The organism is Vibrio sp. 1CM2L (genome assembly GCF_023161695.1).
Taxonomy (GTDB): Bacteria; Pseudomonadota; Gammaproteobacteria; order Enterobacterales; family Vibrionaceae; genus Vibrio; species Vibrio coralliirubri.
In genome coordinates this window covers 266,275-284,459 of the sequence record NZ_JALNTT010000003.1, presented here as the reverse complement: position 1 = coordinate 284,459, position 18,185 = coordinate 266,275, and the positions used below count along the sequence as shown (strand labels likewise).

15 protein-coding genes are annotated in these 18,185 nt (G+C 43.8%); 10 read left to right on the top strand and 5 right to left on the bottom strand.

Annotated elements, in window-relative coordinates; all coding sequences use genetic code 11:
* The first annotated feature begins 81 nt into the window (after nucleotides 1-81).
* Together MSG34_RS11340 and MSG34_RS11335 are read left to right on the top strand one after the other, a co-directional pair.
* Complete coding sequence (locus tag MSG34_RS11340) at nucleotides 82-258, top strand: hypothetical protein (protein ID WP_248337463.1); 177 nt, start codon at nucleotides 82-84, stop codon at nucleotides 256-258.
* Nucleotides 259-383: 125 nt separating this feature from the next.
* Nucleotides 384-2,132, top strand: coding sequence for an amidohydrolase (locus MSG34_RS11335; protein WP_248337461.1), 1,749 nt, complete (start codon nucleotides 384-386; stop codon nucleotides 2,130-2,132).
* Nucleotides 2,133-2,232: 100 nt separating this feature from the next.
* Here MSG34_RS11335 and MSG34_RS11330 read toward each other — a convergent pair whose 3' ends face one another.
* On the bottom strand, nucleotides 2,233-2,721 hold the full coding sequence (locus MSG34_RS11330; RefSeq protein ID WP_248337459.1) for a hypothetical protein: 489 nt from the start codon (nucleotides 2,719-2,721) through the stop codon (nucleotides 2,233-2,235).
* A 266-nt stretch (nucleotides 2,722-2,987) separates the two neighbouring features.
* Between MSG34_RS11330 and MSG34_RS11325 the strand changes: the two genes are divergently transcribed.
* A complete protein-coding gene (locus MSG34_RS11325) occupies nucleotides 2,988-4,250 on the top strand; it encodes an amidohydrolase family protein (protein ID WP_050645690.1) in 1,263 nt (420 codons plus the stop codon).
* 714 nt (nucleotides 4,251-4,964) lie between these two features.
* On the opposite strand, the gene MSG34_RS11320 is transcribed toward MSG34_RS11325, so the two are convergent.
* The 3 genes from MSG34_RS11320 to MSG34_RS11310 are packed head-to-tail and all read right to left on the bottom strand — an operon-like array spanning nucleotide 4,965 to nucleotide 8,321.
* Nucleotides 4,965-5,690, bottom strand: a complete 726-nt coding sequence (locus MSG34_RS11320) for a DsbA family protein (protein ID WP_048614638.1) — start codon at nucleotides 5,688-5,690, stop codon at nucleotides 4,965-4,967.
* 10 nt (nucleotides 5,691-5,700) lie between these two features.
* Nucleotides 5,701-6,228, bottom strand: a complete 528-nt coding sequence (locus MSG34_RS11315) for a protein disulfide oxidoreductase (RefSeq protein ID WP_248337457.1) — start codon at nucleotides 6,226-6,228, stop codon at nucleotides 5,701-5,703.
* Nucleotides 6,225-8,321 (bottom strand): protein-disulfide reductase DsbD domain-containing protein, encoded by a 2,097-nt coding sequence (locus MSG34_RS11310; RefSeq protein ID WP_248337455.1) that lies wholly within the window; start codon nucleotides 8,319-8,321, stop codon nucleotides 6,225-6,227. Before MSG34_RS11310 ends, MSG34_RS11315 begins: the two co-directional genes overlap by 4 nt.
* Nucleotides 8,322-9,155: 834 nt before the next feature.
* On the opposite strand from MSG34_RS11310, the gene MSG34_RS11305 reads away from it, so the two are divergent.
* The 5 genes from MSG34_RS11305 (at nucleotide 9,156) to MSG34_RS11285 (ending at nucleotide 15,369) form a co-directional block, all read left to right on the top strand.
* Entirely contained in the window at nucleotides 9,156-10,400 is a 1,245-nt protein-coding gene (locus tag MSG34_RS11305; RefSeq protein ID WP_248337453.1) for an alpha/beta fold hydrolase, read from the top strand.
* A 186-nt stretch (nucleotides 10,401-10,586) separates the two neighbouring features.
* Nucleotides 10,587-12,158, top strand: a complete 1,572-nt coding sequence (locus MSG34_RS11300) for an amidase (RefSeq protein ID WP_248337451.1) — start codon at nucleotides 10,587-10,589, stop codon at nucleotides 12,156-12,158.
* Nucleotides 12,159-12,217: 59 nt separating this feature from the next.
* The gene (locus MSG34_RS11295) at nucleotides 12,218-13,216 is read left to right on the top strand and encodes a DUF2860 family protein (RefSeq protein WP_248337449.1); all 999 of its coding nucleotides are present in this window, start codon (nucleotides 12,218-12,220) and stop codon (nucleotides 13,214-13,216) included.
* A 104-nt stretch (nucleotides 13,217-13,320) separates the two neighbouring features.
* Nucleotides 13,321-14,340, top strand: a complete 1,020-nt coding sequence (locus tag MSG34_RS11290) for a helix-turn-helix transcriptional regulator (protein WP_048614650.1) — start codon at nucleotides 13,321-13,323, stop codon at nucleotides 14,338-14,340.
* A 135-nt stretch (nucleotides 14,341-14,475) separates the two neighbouring features.
* On the top strand, nucleotides 14,476-15,369 hold the full coding sequence (locus MSG34_RS11285; protein ID WP_248337447.1) for a DMT family transporter: 894 nt from the start codon (nucleotides 14,476-14,478) through the stop codon (nucleotides 15,367-15,369).
* Nucleotides 15,370-15,480: 111 nt separating this feature from the next.
* Here the strand turns inward: MSG34_RS11285 and MSG34_RS11280 are convergent, their stop codons facing one another.
* Nucleotides 15,481-16,365, bottom strand: coding sequence for an SMP-30/gluconolactonase/LRE family protein (locus MSG34_RS11280; protein ID WP_248337445.1), 885 nt, complete (start codon nucleotides 16,363-16,365; stop codon nucleotides 15,481-15,483).
* Between the two features lie 99 nt (nucleotides 16,366-16,464).
* On the opposite strand from MSG34_RS11280, the gene MSG34_RS11275 reads away from it, so the two are divergent.
* Nucleotides 16,465-17,361, top strand: a complete 897-nt coding sequence (locus tag MSG34_RS11275) for a LysR family transcriptional regulator (protein WP_248337443.1) — start codon at nucleotides 16,465-16,467, stop codon at nucleotides 17,359-17,361.
* Nucleotides 17,362-17,852: 491 nt separating this feature from the next.
* Nucleotides 17,853-18,074, top strand: a complete 222-nt coding sequence (locus MSG34_RS11270; RefSeq protein ID WP_248337441.1) for a hypothetical protein — start codon at nucleotides 17,853-17,855, stop codon at nucleotides 18,072-18,074.
* The last annotated feature ends 111 nt before the right edge of the window (nucleotides 18,075-18,185 follow it).

Here is an 18,185-nt window from a genome sequence, read left to right as displayed (position 1 = left end):
GTATTGAACATTGCACTGACGGTACTCTTCTCTTCGTCTCCGATAAATATACTGCAAGTGAACTTAATCAGGAGAGCAACTATGGACACTTTATTATTAAACATTCGCGATATGATTCTTGCCACACGTCAGCAGTGGATCGGCGAGATCACCTACAACCACAATATTAAGGGTGACCACACCTGGAAATTCTATGGCTATAACTCTTATGACGAATATAAGAAAGATCTACGTAAGAGCCTAAGACAAGAGTCGTAATAAAAGGCTTATTTAAACCACAATTCATTGATTAATCGCGGTTTTTATTTGTCATTCATGTAGAGTTTCACACTTGCCACTCGCTTTCTATACTTACTAAACAGTGGAACATGGAAGACATAATAATGAACAAAAAGCTCACTCTGTCACGCACTGCATGGATAGCATTACTCGCAAGCTTATCGGCCGTAGCGCCGGTGCTTGCACAAGCCAACACTATTGTTCAAACACAAACAGCAGTTCAAGCGCAAACAGCCGTTAAAAGCCAAAGTGCTGACCAGATCTTTATCAATGCTGATATATACGGGCATCGTGAGTCGGACTCGATCGTTACCCACAAAGGCAAGATCATCTTCATCGGTAACCAATCACAGGCGCAAACTTTTCAAGGACAAAGCACTGATGTCATTGATCTAGGCAATGCCTTTGTCTTACCGGGATTCATTGACAACCATAACCATGTGTTTGAAGCCGCCTCAGAGCTGGGTGGCAATTGTGAACTCGACTCTGAAGCGACGCTGGAAGAGCAAATCCCCTACTTAGAAGCGTGTAAGATCAATGCTGATACCGATGGCAGAGGTTGGCTAATGGGTTATGGGTTTTCTTTGGAAGCGACTATCGATAGCGACTCTGACTACACGCCACTAGAGATCATCGACAGTATCTTCCCAGATCGCCCAGTTGTGATCATGGAGCAAACTTCACACTCGATGTGGGTCAACTCCAAAGCACTAAAAATCGCTCGAATCAGCCCACAATCTCCAGACCCACAAGGCGGTGTTTATTTAAAAGACCAAGACAGTGGTAAGCTCAATGGCATCTTATTAGATAATGCTGGCGATCAACTGATGGAGATGGCTTGGAACAGCCAAAGCGAACTGTTTGAGCAAAGCTACCAAGGGTTAATGTTCGGACTTGAGGAAGCGGCAGCCCACGGCATCACCACCATTGGCGACGGTCGCATGTATTGGAAACGAGGTTGGTATGACGTTTGGCTAGAGGCTGAGCAAAATCAAGACTTAACGGCACGTGTCTCGATGCGCCCTTGGGTGTACCCATCGATGGCAATACCTTCTCAACTAGAAGTCTTTGAGAAGATGTATTCCGACGATAAAAGCCGTCTGTTACTTGTCGATCAGGTGAAAATGTACAGTGATGGTATCTTCATCAACGGCACCGCCAAAACGCTCGCCCCCTACTTAGATACTTATCTACCCCTCTCTCCTAATGGCTTGAACTATATTCCGCCAGAACAAATGAAAGAGTGGCTAACTGCACTCGAAAAGATCGGCTTTAGTGCCCACATTCATGCCATTGGTGATGGAGCGGTTCGTGAATCGCTTGATGCGATAGAAAGTATTCGCAAGCAAGGTTCAACCAAACCCTACACCCTAACCCATGTCGAATTAATCAATGATGAAGATGTGCCACGCTTTCACCAATTAGACGTGACTGCAGATTTCCAAGTCGGCTCTGATTACGTTGCAAGGCATCAACACCAATGGGTCGAAGCTTTTCTTGGTGCTCGCCGTGCCAAAGCCATGATGAACCTCGATGCAATCCTCAGAACCGACGCCAATATCACATTAAGCAGTGATTGGAACGTACACGACATCAACCCTTTGGTCGGCATCGCGAACAGCTTAATCATGGGCAAAACCGGCCTAACCGATATCTATACCGCCATCGACGCTTACACGCTTAATGCAGCCAAAAGTCTTGGGATTGAAGACGTAACAGGCTCTATTGAGGTAGGGAAATCCGCTGATTTCGCCATTCTCGACCGCGACATCACCACAGTTTCAGCAAGACAAATCGCTAAGACTCAAGTGTTGATGACGGTGTTACGAGGAGATGTGGTTTACGAAAAATAGAGCCAACCGGCGCATCGAATTAGTTATCGCAACACAAACGAAAACGAGCCAGCTTATTCAACTGGCTCGTCTGTTATTCACATCTGTATTTTATGTTGTGTTACGCGTTGGTCTCTTTAAGCGCTTTCATATTTGAATCTTGTTTGTCATCCAGAGCAAAGTAGATCTTCGATACAATCACTTCAGCAACCAGAATCGTAAATACCACAGCGAAGAACGCTACCACGCCGCCCCAAGGGCCTGTAAAGCTCACCTTATCTCCGAACAGAAGGTTAATCGCTTCTAACATCACGAATTTTGAGCCCACCAGGATAATGTAAGTGGTGATTGCTCGGTAAACCTTAGGCGCGGTGCCTGGCTTGCTTTTGAAGTGCTCGGCAATCTTGTGCTCTAAACCAATAGAGAGCTTCAATAATAGTTGCAACAACAATGCCGCGATCAAGGAGATAGTGAAAGACTCTATGCTGACGAAGTCCCAGTACTCATCGAAAAAGTTAAGCACTACTAAGTCCACCAGCACGGCTAACGTGTAACCTACGAATAGACGTTGTGGTGTGTTGAACCCGTAAACTTTGTCTGATTTAGCCATTCTGTCTCTCTCTAATCTAATTTGATAAGTCGCCTTGATTTGAAATACATCTTAGCGTTCGAATCGAAGCAAAACTTACCATTTCATGACACCGCCAACATTCATTCCTCAAATTAATAATTCGATAGAAATCCCCTTCCTTCTCTTATAGCGATAGCAAAAACACACCCAATTCATCACTGTCACCAAATGGCCATTCTTCAAATGCTGCGCCCCATAAGATGACTCCATCAGCGACACACACTCATTTCCAAAAGGTGCAGACTATGAAAAAGCTAATCACTAACGCGAACGTATTTAACGGTGTTGATAACAACTTAATCGAGAACGTATCGATCCTCATCGAAGATAACTTGATCACTCAGATTGGAGAGATTGACCCAACGATTGCCGATGAAACGATTGATGCTCAAGGTGGCACGGTCATGCCAGGCCTGATTGATGCACACGTTCATATCACGCTATCTGCACCATTCAATGTGATTGATACCATGACGCGTGAAGAAGTGGCGATTCGCTCGGCGAAGATTTCAGAAGAGATGCTGATGCGTGGCTTTACTACCATTCGCGATGTGGCGGGTAATACGCTTGGCCTTAAAAACAGTATCGACAACGGCTATGCCACTGGCCCACGCATTCTTCCTTCGATGGCGGCTATCTCGCAAACCTGTGGTCATTCCGATTACCGTCAAAACCAAGCACAAGAGCGTTTAGCTAACGGGCATGAAGATTCACCAATGATGAAGCTTGGAGCAATGAAAGTGGCAGATGGTCGTTCAGAAGTCTTAAAAGCGGTTCGCGAACAGTTATTTATGGGCGCTTCTCAAATCAAGATCATGGCGGGTGGTGGCGCATCTTCAACGTTTGATCCGCTAGACACATTGCAATTCACATCTGAAGAAATGAAAGCCGCGGTCGATGCCGCTTCCGATTACGGCACTTATGTCGCTGCGCACATCCACACCTCTGATGCGATGCGCCGAGCGGCAGAAGCTGGCGTGATGTCTTTCGAACACGCCACCATCATGGACGACGACATTGCCGAGATCATTAAAGAGAAAGGCATTTGGGTGATTCCTTCTTACTTTACCTCTTCATTGATTGCAGAGCGCAAGATCCCGCTGCCGAATGAAGAGACATACCGCAAGACAGAACGTGTAGGTAAAGCCATGTTCAAATCAGCAGAACTGATTAAGAAATACGACATTCAGAACATTGCTTTTGGTACTGACTGTGTGGGTGAAACCAACGTTCATGCGACACAATTGAATGAGCTTGGTGCGATTGAGCAAGTATTCGATACCATCACCGCACTTCGCATGGCGACATCAAACTGTGGACGCCTGTTCGAAATGTCGACTTACCAACACCCATACCAAGAAGGCAAACTTGGTCAAGTGGTTGAAGGTGCTTATGCCGACCTATTGATCATCGATGGCAACCCACTGGAAAGTGTTGCTTGTGTGGCAAACACAGAGACACAAAAACTGATCATGAAAGACGGAAAAGTGTATAAAAACACGCTTTAACCTCGAAAAGCGCTCGTCTATTCACCATAAAAACAACAAATCTAAAGCAAATAACCGAGACGACGAACTTGGTTGTTTGCTTTTTTTTTGGATCGCCTAAAACTGCTCTCACCTTCCATTGAAAATCTTAGATATTCAATTCATTCAATTCATTCAATTCATTCAATTCATTCAATTCATTCAATTCATTCAATTCATTCAATAAAACATATAAATTCACTGCCATGCTACGAGTTATTTCCCACTCGATGAATTAATTTACACTTACGTATTAAAAACCATATAAAAATTAAAAACAGAATATCAAACTGTAAAATTCAGTATAAAACCCTCTGATTATTTCTAAAAAAACACAGAGAAAATGGAATTATTTCAGCATAGATAGCTCTAACTAAATGTTAAGTGATAATTTATCTGGAGGTGCTATTTTAATATAACTTTGTCAACCCCACGCCCTTAAATTGCACATAAGACAATTTATAAAAGTAAATACTATTAATCATTTTTTTTGTAATCAGGAATTAACAATGAGACTGTTGTTGTACTCGACATGTGGTGTTCTCAGTTTTCTAGGCATATTTGGACTAGCTGCGTTATACATTGTTTATTAATTTGTAAACTACTTCTGCAAATTAATATTCAAATAAGAAAAAGCCCTAATCAATAGGGCTTTTTATCCATCAGAAATAATAATTAAGTTATCGTAAATTTATTCTATTTACTTTTCTCTTCTAGCTTAGCCTTTACTATTGGATATAGTTTTTCGTATGGCAAGTAACCGGGGAGCAATGTTCCATCAATTAACATCGCTGGTGTACCTCGAACACCCAACCTCGTAAACAAGTTATAGTTTTCAGCAACTTCAATCGCTATTTCGCTGTCTGAAGAAACATAATCGGTGGCTTTGTTCTTCTTCGCTACTTTCATTATCGAACGAACGTTGTGAATGCCAGGTTTACTGATCAACATCTCTTCAACTGCTTTGTATTTTTCTTTGTCATTGTTCCAGACATTGAGTCCAAAGGTTGCTGAGTTCAGTGGTGAATCTCTCTCTTTTAGAGGGATATAAATATTTATTACCTTGATGTCATTAGGAAACTCATCCGCTATTTTCCGAAGAACAGGATCTAACTTTTTACACCACGGGCAACTAAAATCAGTCATGTTTACGATCGTCAGTTTTGGATGTTCGGAACCATACCAAGGGTGGTGTGGGTTGTTATAAATAAAGTCATGGCTCTCAGCCAACGTTTTATCGAAACTACTTTGTTGATCTATGTAAGCAGCCAGACTGTCATGAACCGAATCGATAATACCTTCATTCGTTTCTAACATTTGCGTTATCTCGGCAATCTTTTCTTGTTTTGTCATTGCGTAAGTGACGGGAGAGAAAGCCAGTGTAACTAATAGTGTGATGATGCTTTTTGTTATGAATTTCATATTTTTCCCATTAATACTTAGCTAACCAAAGTCGGGCTGCGATACCTATTGGCGTAGTAATTCCTGAAGTAACACTTGTTACTTTTCCATCATTAATAACAATGAGTGTTGGCGTTAAGGAGATCCCCCAATCGCGTGCTATTTTTCCTTCAGTATCATTAATGTTGTCGTAGCTATACCCTTTAGCATTCATGTAACGTCGAACTCTTTCATCCTTACCCGAAGTCAGTGATACACCAACGACGGGATAGCTTGATGAAAACCAATCAACCACTGGCGTCACAAATTTGCAGGCCACGCACCATGTCGTCCAAAAATAAACTAATACCGGCTCTTTCTTACTCATTTCAATTACATCTATCGGCTTACCGGATAACGACATTCCGACCATCGGCGGAACGTTCTGCATTGGAACATCTTTTGTACGCCAATAATCAACACCAAAGACCACAACCAACGCGAACAAGGTATACAGTAATGCCGATCTCAACTTCTGCTTTTTGGTCTGAGGTTTTGCCTTAGGTTTTGTTCTAATCATTCGTCATCACCTCTTGCCTTCTCAATGGCTTCCATCACCGCATCACTGGTTAAGATGACAGGAAGCTCAATACCTTCTGGAACATTAGGGCCATAAACCATATTGAACGGAACACCGAACCGGTTGTGATCTTGTAGGTATGACGTGACGCTATCACTAGGTACAGTCCAATCCCCCTCCATCGGCACTACATCACCTTCAGTCAATGCGCTGTAAACAGGATCTTGTAAGAGAACCCCGATCTTGTTTGCTTTACAAGTCACACACCAATCAGCAGTGACATCAACAAAAACCACTTGGCCATTAGCAACATGTTCATCAATGACTTCGGTAGACAACGCTTCCCACTCAGGTTCTGGTGGCAGCATTTTAGATGTTGCTTTCTCGACAAATAACGAGGCAGAGATAACACTCAACAGCAGCAAGGCAACAGCACCCGCAGTCTTGATTCCATGCACTTGAATCAATCTGACAAGCAATAGGCAAACACTGACCGCCAGTATTGCGTATAACCACAATTGAGGGACATGAGGTCGAAGCAAGCTAAAGAGCCAAACGCTAGTGATTAGCATCATTCCGCCGAACAGGTATTTAACACGGTTCATCCATGCCCCGGGTTTAGGCAACGCCAAAGCTATCGATGGGAATGCAGCAACGAGAATCCATGGAAGCGCCATACCAACGGCAAGTGCTGTGAAAATGCCAAACATCGTCGGGATAGTAGTGGCGAGAGCAAAGGCGACGGCTGTTCCAAGAAATGGAGCAGAGCATGGCGTAGCCAATAGCGTTGCGAACATACCTTGAGTAAAGTGTCCGACGTAGCTACTGTCGCCCTTGGTTGCCATCCATGTATTTGCATTCGATGAAAGACGGATTTCGAAAAGCCCTAACATATTGGCGCTGAAAAGAGCGGTGACGATAAACATCCCACCGATAAACCAACCGTTTTGGAACTGAATTCCCCAACCGATAACGCTGCCTGAAACTTTTAACACAGCCAAGAAAGTGGCTATTAGCCAGAAGGATGCGAGGATGCCACTTGCAGATGCAAGGAATTGGAACCTAACTTGTTTTCTTGCCATGCCTTGAGCAGAAATAACCCCACTTAGTTTCATTCCAAGCACAGGGAATACACAGGGCATGATATTGAGAATCAACCCACCTAATAGCGCTAAAAGCACCATACTAATCATAGAGCTGTTGCCTACAATGCCGTTGGTAACAGTGGTTGGATATTCTGTGATGAAGTCTTTGTCTTTGATGCTTACACGGATGTGCTGGTTATTAAGATCGGGTGTGCCCATCCAGCTACTTACATCGTAAGTCGCAATAACTTGGTTACCTTCAATTTCAATGTGAGGAATACCAAAGTCAGCATCTTGCATTTCATCTGAATCACCATCCACGATTACATCGGGTGCAGTCCAGCCAATTTGATGTGTAGCAATAACTTGAAGTTGCGACTTGCGAGCATCCCAAATCGTAGATGTACCTTCTACAAGCGGTGAATCTTTCGGCACTTCACTCATTGCTTTGGCGTAGACAAGCATCGCGTCGTTATCCACGGTCATCTCACTTGGGTTAAACACCAAGTTGATATCAAAATCCGTGAGAATACATATGGTGGTGCATGAAGACATCGTCAGCACAGCATTAAGCTCAACAGGTTTGTTCATATCATCAATATGAAGATTCATCGGGAAGATGATGTTGTGCTTGTAACCTAGCGTATCTATGCCGAGCAAATTGAAGCGTTGGGGAAACTTCCAAAACCATTGCAGTTGCGAAACGTTCTTAGAGTCGGCCCATTTAATTTTGGGCGCAATGCCTCCTTCGCCAGGACTTCTCCAGTAAGTTTTCCATTCATCAGAAAGGCTCACTTCCAGATAACCCGCCGCGGTTTTATCTTCTTTATTAATTTGTCCTGTCATGACAAAACGCGTTTCTACATACGGATGTAACTTGTTTTGCATCCAACCCGTTGTAACAGGAGTCAACGATTCGCTCGCACTTGCGTTCACAGTGAATGTTGAACACAGCGCAACGAATAGCCAAAGCACAACAAAGTGCAATGACATTTTGCTTTTAGGCATGTCTAATTTTTCCTTAAAAAATGAATAATATGAGTGTTAGTTAAACGCTCTTATTCTCATTCTTTAAAGACACAGACCTTGAGATGGATGCGCCTACCCTTGTGAAGGATTGGCTCAGTGAATGGAGGGAAATACGGGACAGTACTTAGCAGCCACAATACGACTACAACGAGTATGAAGTACGTGAATATAGCTTGATCATTGACTTGGTGGTGATCAAAATTTATCAGGTGTTCTGATAACTCACATTTGTGGACGGATTGGTCGTCTTGAGATTGAGATGCACCCTTGATAAAACCGCCACCATCATCAATCTGGTTTACCTGCAGGACATTAGAAATCGCAGAATCACTGTTTTCATAGTTTACTTTGCAACCTTGGATAAAACTCATATTACTGGCGAGACAGAAACAGATAACCCAACCCACTAATAATAGTGCGCTACGAGTTAGCTGATGTGTGTTTCGACTTGAGATCATATCTAAACTGCAGATGTCTGGTGATGGTAAACGTAGCAATACGACTTAACTAAAATAATAAAGTTCAATTTTTTTCGCATGGCCGATAATTTTCATGAATCAAAGCGATTGAGAATCGTAAAAATCGTATACCAACAATCAGTATCGAAAAGACAATCTCTATAGCACATCGGCATCAGCCATAGCGCTGTCGAGTTGCATGGAATAAATAAACTCGAATCAAAACAGGACATGATCAAGAACACGTATGACCTAACTCTCTGTTTTCTTGCTAGTATTAAATTCATGCTGTTTGTTTATGTATAAGATTTGTTGATTGAATGACGAAGCTTGTTGATATGGGGATGAGATTGGAATGAGACGATTACTGACTGCACGCTTACTCAGTACAGTGCTGTTACTCAGTTCAGTGCTATCAGGGTGCAGTAACTTTAGAAACCTATCTAATGAGATACAAGCTATCGACTCCATAACCAATCAGTACACCATCACCTTGAGTCAACCGGCCTCAGATTCTGCCGTGGTGATTGAACAAATCAAAGACATCAATAAAAGCGAAGTGGATGGCTACGATGGCATCATAGACAGCGACAGTATTCACTTACAACTATCAAATAGCATCCATTACCTACTCGTCTTTGAAGATAAGAATCAAGACCTAACCCTACAAGCTGATGAAGCATTCAGTGTGGTTAACCTGCGCGATCACCAAGACAAATCGACAATCGAAGTATCACTTGCCATTAATGAGAGTGATGCCCCAAGAGCGTTTGTTGATCGTTCATTGTCCTCACTATTGAAAATAGAGTTAGACCTCGTCGATATAGGCACCGTGGTGAATTTAACAGATTCTCCCTTTGAGAAAAGAAATGCAAAGCTTGGCATGTGGCAGCCGCTGACCTTCTTACTTGAAGATAATGCTGGGCTCTATTTTCTATCTGAATATGACCCAAATAAAATCCCAATCCTATTCGTACATGGAATCAATTCAACGGCTTTAGATTTCGCCCCTCTCATTGAAAAAGTGGACCAATCTAAATACCAAATATGGGTGTTTAACTACCCTTCAGGTCTGTCTCTGTCTTTGAATTCGAAAGGCTTAAATAACCTATTCCATACAGTTGTGACTGAATATAAGATCCAACAGTTGCATGTTGTTGCCCATAGTATGGGTGGCTTGATCGTGACTAACAGTATTCGTCAGTGTCGCATTGGGCAGTTATGTGATTTTATTAGCAGCGTAACCACCATCTCTTCGCCGTTTGGTGGTGTCGAGTCAGCTAAGCAAGGGGTGGAATACTCTCCCGTGGTAATGCCTGCTTGGGTTGACTTAAACCCAGACGGCCAATTTATTAGCGACTTATTTGTTGAAAACAATCAAATCCACATTCCCCACTTTTTAGCCTTTGGTTATAACTCGGGTGATCTGTTTAATACCAACAGTAACGATGGCGTCATCAATTTATCAAGCCAGTTATCACGCCCCGCTCAATTGAACGCCGACCAAATTCGTGGTTACAACGAAAACCATCTCAGTATTTTAGATAATGATGATCTGTTTGAAGACCTGTCGAGCTTTTGGCTAGCAGCCGAGCAATAACCCCTCCCTATACATAACCCGACAAATCAGTTGGCGTGAATGGTATGAACATTGGCGGTATTTGCACTGCAAGCCAACACACCAATCTTTATTCTACTCCCATAAATCAGCACATGGAGTGACGCTAAGCCTAGCGAGCTAGGTTTCGAAACAAGGATAGTGACTTTCTAACTTGGGATAGAAACGATGACTATCAATGAATTAAAACGCAGAGATTTTTTCAAAGTTATGGGGAAAGGTGCAGTTTCTGCTGCGGCTATCTCTCTGCCGACCTTAGCGAATGCAACACCAACTTCGCCAACCAATTTGCCTTCAGATCACCAAACCGTTGATTCGCCACTGGATGCGACTGAGATGGCGAATCTGATAAGAGACAGAAAAGCCTCGCCAAAAGAATTCGTACAAGAAGCTATCTACAAAATTCGCCAGACAAACGATCAAGTTAATGCGGTTGTTTCTGAGTGCTTTGACTTAGCGCTAGAGCGTGCAAACTCGTTTAACCCGAATTCACCCTTTGCTGGCGTGCCTTTCTTGGTGAAAGACTGCGTTGATGTTGTTGGGCTTGAATGCACCCTGGGTTCGAAGCTGAACCAAGGCAGAAAACCTAATGCGACCTCTTGGTTTATTCGTGCGACTCAAAATGCAGGGCTGAACACCATTGGCATGACGAACATCCCCGAGATGATGACACTAGGCTGCACACAGAACTCCCTTTATGGCGCGACGCGCAACCCATGGGATCTAAGCCGAGGTGTTCACTCATCGACTGGCGGTGGCGCAGCAGCGATTGCAGCTGGCTATGTACCCTTAGTGCACTCTACTGATGGTGGTGGTTCTTCTCGTATGCCCGCTTCGGCGACTGGAATCTTTGGTTTTAAGCCAAGTCGAGAATCTTTGATCTCAGGACTAACTGACGGTTCAACAAACGAAGGTTTTACTCATCAATCGTTTATGTCGAGAACCGTTCGTGACGCTGCTTTGGCAGTTTCAGTCACAGAGCATCATACAAAAAATAATTTTGAGACGCCTTTTCCTCGAACTCCAATAGGAATGGTTAATGCTTGTCTTAACCGTCAGATAAAGATTGGCGTCACCCTCAAAGATATCCACGGCAGGCTTCCTGATGAAGATACGCTCGCAGCCATTCGTTCTACAGTCTCTTTGCTCGAAAGCCTTGGGCATATCGTTATCGAAGTTGAGCAACCAATCCAAGATGGCGATGTGTTCATGCGTAACTACATGGGCGTATTTGGCAACAAGATGGCAAGCTTTGCTGATCAATTCGACCGCCTAGGTATGCCGCTAGAATCGATGCCAGACAAAGTGAGCGACAACGTCGTCTATTTAGCTCGTACGATGCAAGCACGCTTAAAAGCCACTCCTAGCTTGTATATCGACTCTCAAGAACGATGCCGAAACTTCGCGACCAATCACAACCGAGAGTTCTTTAAAAACATTGATATATGGCTCACCCCTTGTGCAAACCATGTTCCTTTGGACATCGAATATTTCGACCAGAAAGCGCACTCCGGCAAAGAGATATGGGCACGTTCAGAGAAATTAATGTCCTACACGCCAATCGAAAACGTGGCAGGCAATCCGGCAATGTCGGTTCCCTTGTATTGGAACAAGCAGAACCTTCCTGTTGGTAGCCACTTTTCCGCAGCAAGAGGCAACGACCGCCTGCTATTTGAATTGGCCTATCAACTAGAACACGCCAAGCCTTGGGCAAACAGAAAAGCCCCTATTGCGCTTTAAAAAGCAATTCACTTTCAAAACAGTTCAATTTAGAAAACCATTTAAGTACGAGTCTTTTGATGAAACATATTATTTTCCTATTCTTGGCAAGCCTGACGCTTGCGCCACACTCATTCGCAGCTCTAGCACCAAGCGAAGGCTTCAGTGGCAACATGACCTTCCTAACTGGCTTCACCGCAAACTCAAGTAACCTCGATGTTGGTCAAAGCAACCATCAATCTCAAGCTGATTTAACGTCGTCGGGTAACACGGAAGCCGAGGGAATGGTCGCGGTTTTGGGTTCGGTGCAATACACCTTTGGCGCTTTGAATCACAAACAGTTTTTCTTAGGCACCTCAAGAGACGACATCATCACTGGTACTCTGGCATTTGAAATTGGATATAGGCAGCAAGTGGAAAGCGGTATGGTGGTCGATTTTTCTATCTTGCCGACTCTGATATCAGGCGAAGTATGGGATGACCCTTATGCTATTGACTCAAATAGGAAAGAAACCGACCTCACAGGCACTGTGGTTCGAATGCAGCTTTCAAGAATAATGGGCTCGAACTTTAATCTCGATGTCGCTTCTGGTGAGTCAGACGTTAAAAAAGAAAACACCGGTCTAAAGGGGCTTGGTTTAACTGACGAAGAACGCGCATTGATGATTCGAGAACGAAAGTACTTTTATCTCAAGTCTGGTTACCAGTACTTCTTGAAAGACGGGTCAGGCATTCTCACCCCTTCAATGAATATTTTCTCTTCAGACTCTGAGGGTGATGCACTATCGTTCTTGAGCCTTGGCGCGGAAATCAACCTAGCGAAAAGATACGGAAATCATGGTCTTGCTTTAACACTCAATGCAGCAAAACGCAGCTATGATAAAGAGAACCCAATCTTTAATAAGACACGTGAAGACAAAGACTTTGGCGCCTTCGTTGCTTATGAATATGCCAAGATTTTTGATGCGAAAAACTGGTCTCTGGTATCACTACTCGGCGCGAAGACAACGAATTCGAATATTGAGTATTACCAATCATCGCAATATGTGGTTTCTGTCGGTGTTGATTACAAATTCTAAGGTTGAACTGAGGTTTTCATTGCTTGTAACCCGTAAACAAATCCTTTAATTTGGACATATTACCGAGAAGAACACTCTTCAATCGCCAGTAATAACAGGGAGTTATGGTGGAAAGTTTTAGTACTCAATTGCCCATATTTTGGTTTAAAACTTTAGATTCTGCTATTCAGGCTAGAATTGGAGACAGCAGCGATATCTGGTCGGGAGCAGAGGTCTATAAACAACTTTGCTCAGCCGAATCGATCTCGGCTTATCAGCTTCAAACCGCCATCACCAATATCTACCAACGCTTTGATCATGAACTGATCGACCTATTTGATGAGTCCGCTCGCTACTTCGATGAGCTTGAAATGGGCGCGCCGGTAATGGCCATGCTCACCGCGCCAGATCTCGCCAGCTTTTGCCAACTGCTGAGTCGATACTCTATTCATATACACCCGCTACTAAAAATATTCAGTCGTGAAACCGAGAGTGGTGAAGTCGAGCTTTGGGGCGTCACGCCCGAGTACATTGATGAAACCACACTGATGACACACATCAGTTTAGGGCTCTATTTCAGCATTATGATCAAGCTCGTTCGCAGATACCTTAATGCGCCGAATCAAAAGCTCGCCATTCACATCCATAAGAACACTATCGGTGATGAGTTCTTGAGCATCTATGAGCGTGTCTTTAATGTTGAAATGAAGGAAGGCTTCCCCGCCCGCTATCTCCTTTTTCCTAACGATCTTGTCCAGGCAAAACCTCGTCAATTCCAAGCTGACTTTCATGCAGAGTTAGTACGAATCGCCGACCAACAGATGGAAAAAACGTTAAAAACTAACCTGATCTACAAAGTGAATGAAACGTTCAAAGTGCTCGCGGTGAAAGACACCAACCTAGACAGCGTGGCGAACAATCTTCACATCAGCCCTCGAACCCTGAATCGTAAGCTTAAACAACAAGGTGTGAGCTTTCGTCGTTTGTTCGATAAATACCGACTTGAACTGAGCATGACGCTACTGAATCAAAACGACGGTAATATTACCTATGTGGCTCACGAGCTTGGCTTCTCCGACTCAAGCGCATTCAGTCGAGCATTCAAAAACTGGACTGGACACTCTCCTACTGAACTCAGGTCGTAACAGCAAATCTCGCACCCCATATAAGTAAGCATCGAACGACATTCTTCTTACTTGGTTTTTGTTCTTACATATTTTCGATTCTCATGTATTATGTGCGCCCATAATTGTATGACAAATATGTAGCACTGTTTCTGTATGACCAAAGCCACCAACCACGCGATTTTGCTCTTAGTATTCGCCAACCTACTCGCCTCCTTTTCAGACGTCTCACTCAAAGTGCTGAACGGTGAAGTGCCCACGTTCCAATATGTGTTTATCCGCCAGCTATTGAGCGTGATGTTGCTGCTTCCTTTTTGGCTAAAGCTACCCAAAGAGACGCGCATGCAAGGTGGTTGTCGCATCAACTTCTTGCGGGCTCAATTCATCCTAGTGGGAAGTGGCTGCGCAATGATTGCCATCACACACCTCACCTTGGCGACCGCAAATGCGATGTTCTATGTTGGACCTATTCTTATGCTCCCGCTTTCTATTGTTTTACTGAAAGAGAAGCCGACATCATCAAAAGTGGTCGCGACACTGATTGGCTTCGTGGGTGTGTTAATCGTGTTGCGTCCAGAGCAATTTCACTGGGCCGCTATTGCAGGCTTAGGCAGTGCGCTCGCAATGGGCGTCGGCAATATTTTGATTAAACGTCTTCACGCAGAACAACACATTATCTCGACACTATTTTGGACCAGTGTAATGACTCTGCCGCTGGCGTTGGCTCTTGCTCTGCCTACATGGGCGGCGATTGAATGGCGTCATGTTGGGTGGATTATGGCAATCAACCTATTCGTTCTTGGATACCATGCCCTTGTGGTGGTGGCTTATAAAAAAGCGCCAGCAAACCAAATTGCGCTCGCAGAATATTCGGGGTTGGTGTTTGTGACCCTATTTGGCGTGATGTGGTTTGACGAGATTCCAGACATGCTGACCCTTGTCGGCATTAGCCTCATCGTCATTCCTATGATGCCAATAAAATGGAAGAAGTACTTCAGCAGGCCAAATCAATCGGCCCTAGATATAGAAGCCAATCAGCCTAAGCCTTAATCATCGGCTACATCATTACAGCGCATCGAGCTAACCCACTTTCGACATATTCAAATTAGAAAGGGACCGGTATTTCTACCCGTCCCTTTTTGTCTTCGCTTGTGTCAGGCATTACTTAAGCTTAAACACCAACACTTTGTTGTATGCCGTTACCATCAGTAAGTCTTGCTGTTTCCCGCCAATTTCTAGGTTGCTGATATGGCCCGCATCAATAGCAATGAAGTCTATCTGCTTACCGTCTTTATCGAACACACCCACGCCACCGTGTGCTGCAACAAATAGGTTGTCATCGGCATCAACAGCGACACCATCAACCATAGGTTCAGAGCCAGACTCCGCCTTCACTTGAGCAAACTGCGTCTTATTGCTGAGTGACTCTCCATCAACATCAAATCGGTATACCCAGCCATCAGATGTGTCGGCAACGTATAAAGAAGATTCATCAGAAGAAAAAGCGATGCCGTTTGGTAGCTTGAACTCTCCAGTGATCAACTTTAGATCACCATCTAAATAACGATAAACGCCATTAACCGGTTGCTCTGGTTCTGCCTTTGCTGGGCCGTAACCTTGGATACCAAACGGAGGATCGGTAAACCACACGCTGCCATCACTGTTAACGGTTAAATCGTTCGGGCTATTGAGCAGCTTGCCGTTATAAGTTGCAGCGACAATCACTTTCTCTCCGTTGCCCTCACGGTACGACAGCTTTCTATCATGACGAGCAGCCCACAGGTTACCTTTGGTATCAATATCGAGACCATTGGCATAGCCAGAATTGTCATCAAACACGCTCAACTTGCCGTTAAGATCGTAAGAATAGGTTGTGTTATTTGGGATATCGCTAAACAAGAAACGTTGATGCTCCACATCCCATGTTGGGCCTTCAACAAAGCCGAATGAGTCTCCAACCAGTGTTGGGTTGCTTTCTACAACAGAGGCAGCTGAAACATTCATAGAGGCAGCCATTGCAGCGGTAATAAGTAGTAATTTGTTCATTGTTCTTCTCCTTTCTGTTTACGTTTTGAATCTTAGTTTCTTGAAGGAGTGAGAAAAACAGTACAAAATGACTTCACTGTTTACTAAATGGTGTTAATGATGAATTTGATTTATATGCAGACCTTCTTGACTGTCGCCGAAGAGCAAAGCTTCACCAAGGCCGCTGAAGTATTGGATGTGTCGAAAGGTTTGGTGTCTCGGCATGTACAACGACTCGAAGAAACATTGAATTCTAAACTGTTTCACAGAACGACTCGTTCTATCAGCCTCACGGAAGTGGGTGAAGAGTTGTATTCGAAAGCGAAGCAAATTCAACTATTAGCAACTGAAGCGGAAATGCGTGTCTTAGACATGACGCAGGAAGTAGCAGGCGATTTAAAAATTACCGCACCGATAGAGTTTGGGCGTGCGCTTTGTCGTCATATCATCCCTACTTTCAAGCAAGAGTACCCAAAAGTGAATTTGATTCTCGACTTTGGGCCGATGAAAAAGAAGATAGAGTCTGGCGACTTCGACATTGCTTTTAGAGCCTACGATGAACTGCCTAATGATGTGATTGCCAACGATCTCGGGCACATCCGCAATGTTCTCGTTTGCAGTGCGGATTACGCATCGACTAACCCACTCGCCACCACTAAAGACATCCATAAATGCAGCTTCATTCTTAACAGTCAAAATGAACGCTGGAATCAGCTGGAGTTGATCAATGGCGAGCAAACCTACCATGTTGAAGTAACCGGAAGCGTTAGCTCGAATACCTACAGTTCAATTTTAGAGTTAGCGATGCAAGGGATAGGTGTCGCCAGCTTGCCGTTCTATCAAGTTGAAGAGCAGCTCAAACAAGGTGAGCTTATTCACGTGTTCCCAGAATGGTCGATAAAAGCCCAAAAGCTAAGCCTTATCTATGCTCAAAGAAGAGTAACACCGCAGAAGTTGGTCACTTTTAACCGAGCGGTAAAAGAGTGGTTGGAATCGAATAACGCATATACGTTGTGAGTCTTAGAACGTTGAATCTTTCAATTGGAACGCATGTGCGTTCCATTCATATCAGGCTCAATCACACTGGTTTCGATAACTGATTGGCTGCCGTGTTTTCGTCGATTTTGAAACACCCTCCCCCTCTAACTCCCCCTCAAGTTGAGTTCATCACCCCCTCTAGATTGACGACCGAGGGGGAGAATCTTCTTTGGCGCTGAACGTACTGCTGCACATGTCACGATCGGTATTCTGTTCCTCCCCTTTCCACGAATCATAATGGATCGAAGATGCAGATTAAGGGAGGTTAGGAAAGAGTTTAAGGTTGGATCAACACGGGGTTGCCCAATTAGATATTCAAGTGTCTATTTTTGGTACTTGTAATGAATTTTTCCCATTCATCTTTAGATGGAACAACTCACGCTCTGTAAACACCGCTTGTCGCAATTATAAAAACTATAGATAAAGCAGCTTTATCATAGAACTTAAAATAGCAGCACAAGGAAAGAATCATGAATGGTAAAAACATAAGAATAATTTTGAGATGGGTGCACATAGCGTTAGCGCTATTTGTTGGTGCGGCGTTTTATTCCCCCTTAGGAAGCTATGAAGCATATATTACAGCGACGCTATGGGGTCTAATACCCGCGCTTGCTTTAACAGGTGTTGGCATGTGGAAACAGTCGTCAATTATGAAAGCTTTGAAGCCGATAAGAAAGAAAGCGCACCAGTAAGAGGGAAAGATTACGCAAGAATCAGTAGATCTCGCGTTTGTTCTTTTGGTGGCTAACTCATTGCAGTCCAACCCCAATTCAACACCACCCAAAAACAAAAAGGGATTGGTA

Coding starts and splice junctions, on each gene's coding strand:
- MSG34_RS11295 (WP_248337449.1), top strand. CDS start 12,218: ATGAAACATATTATTTTCCTATTCTTGGCAAGCCTGACGCTTGCGCCA.
- MSG34_RS11315 (WP_248337457.1), bottom strand. CDS start 6,228: ATGATTAGAACAAAACCTAAGGCAAAACCTCAGACCAAAAAGCAGAAG.
- MSG34_RS11320 (WP_048614638.1), bottom strand. CDS start 5,690: ATGAAATTCATAACAAAAAGCATCATCACACTATTAGTTACACTGGCT.
- MSG34_RS11270 (WP_248337441.1), top strand. CDS start 17,853: ATGAATGGTAAAAACATAAGAATAATTTTGAGATGGGTGCACATAGCG.
- MSG34_RS11340 (WP_248337463.1), top strand. CDS start 82: ATGGACACTTTATTATTAAACATTCGCGATATGATTCTTGCCACACGT.
- MSG34_RS11330 (WP_248337459.1), bottom strand. CDS start 2,721: ATGGCTAAATCAGACAAAGTTTACGGGTTCAACACACCACAACGTCTA.
- MSG34_RS11275 (WP_248337443.1), top strand. CDS start 16,465: ATGAATTTGATTTATATGCAGACCTTCTTGACTGTCGCCGAAGAGCAA.
- MSG34_RS11335 (WP_248337461.1), top strand. CDS start 384: ATGAACAAAAAGCTCACTCTGTCACGCACTGCATGGATAGCATTACTC.
- MSG34_RS11300 (WP_248337451.1), top strand. CDS start 10,587: ATGACTATCAATGAATTAAAACGCAGAGATTTTTTCAAAGTTATGGGG.
- MSG34_RS11305 (WP_248337453.1), top strand. CDS start 9,156: ATGAGACGATTACTGACTGCACGCTTACTCAGTACAGTGCTGTTACTC.
- MSG34_RS11325 (WP_050645690.1), top strand. CDS start 2,988: ATGAAAAAGCTAATCACTAACGCGAACGTATTTAACGGTGTTGATAAC.
- MSG34_RS11310 (WP_248337455.1), bottom strand. CDS start 8,321: ATGCCTAAAAGCAAAATGTCATTGCACTTTGTTGTGCTTTGGCTATTC.
- MSG34_RS11280 (WP_248337445.1), bottom strand. CDS start 16,365: ATGAACAAATTACTACTTATTACCGCTGCAATGGCTGCCTCTATGAAT.
- MSG34_RS11285 (WP_248337447.1), top strand. CDS start 14,476: ATGACCAAAGCCACCAACCACGCGATTTTGCTCTTAGTATTCGCCAAC.
- MSG34_RS11290 (WP_048614650.1), top strand. CDS start 13,321: ATGGTGGAAAGTTTTAGTACTCAATTGCCCATATTTTGGTTTAAAACT.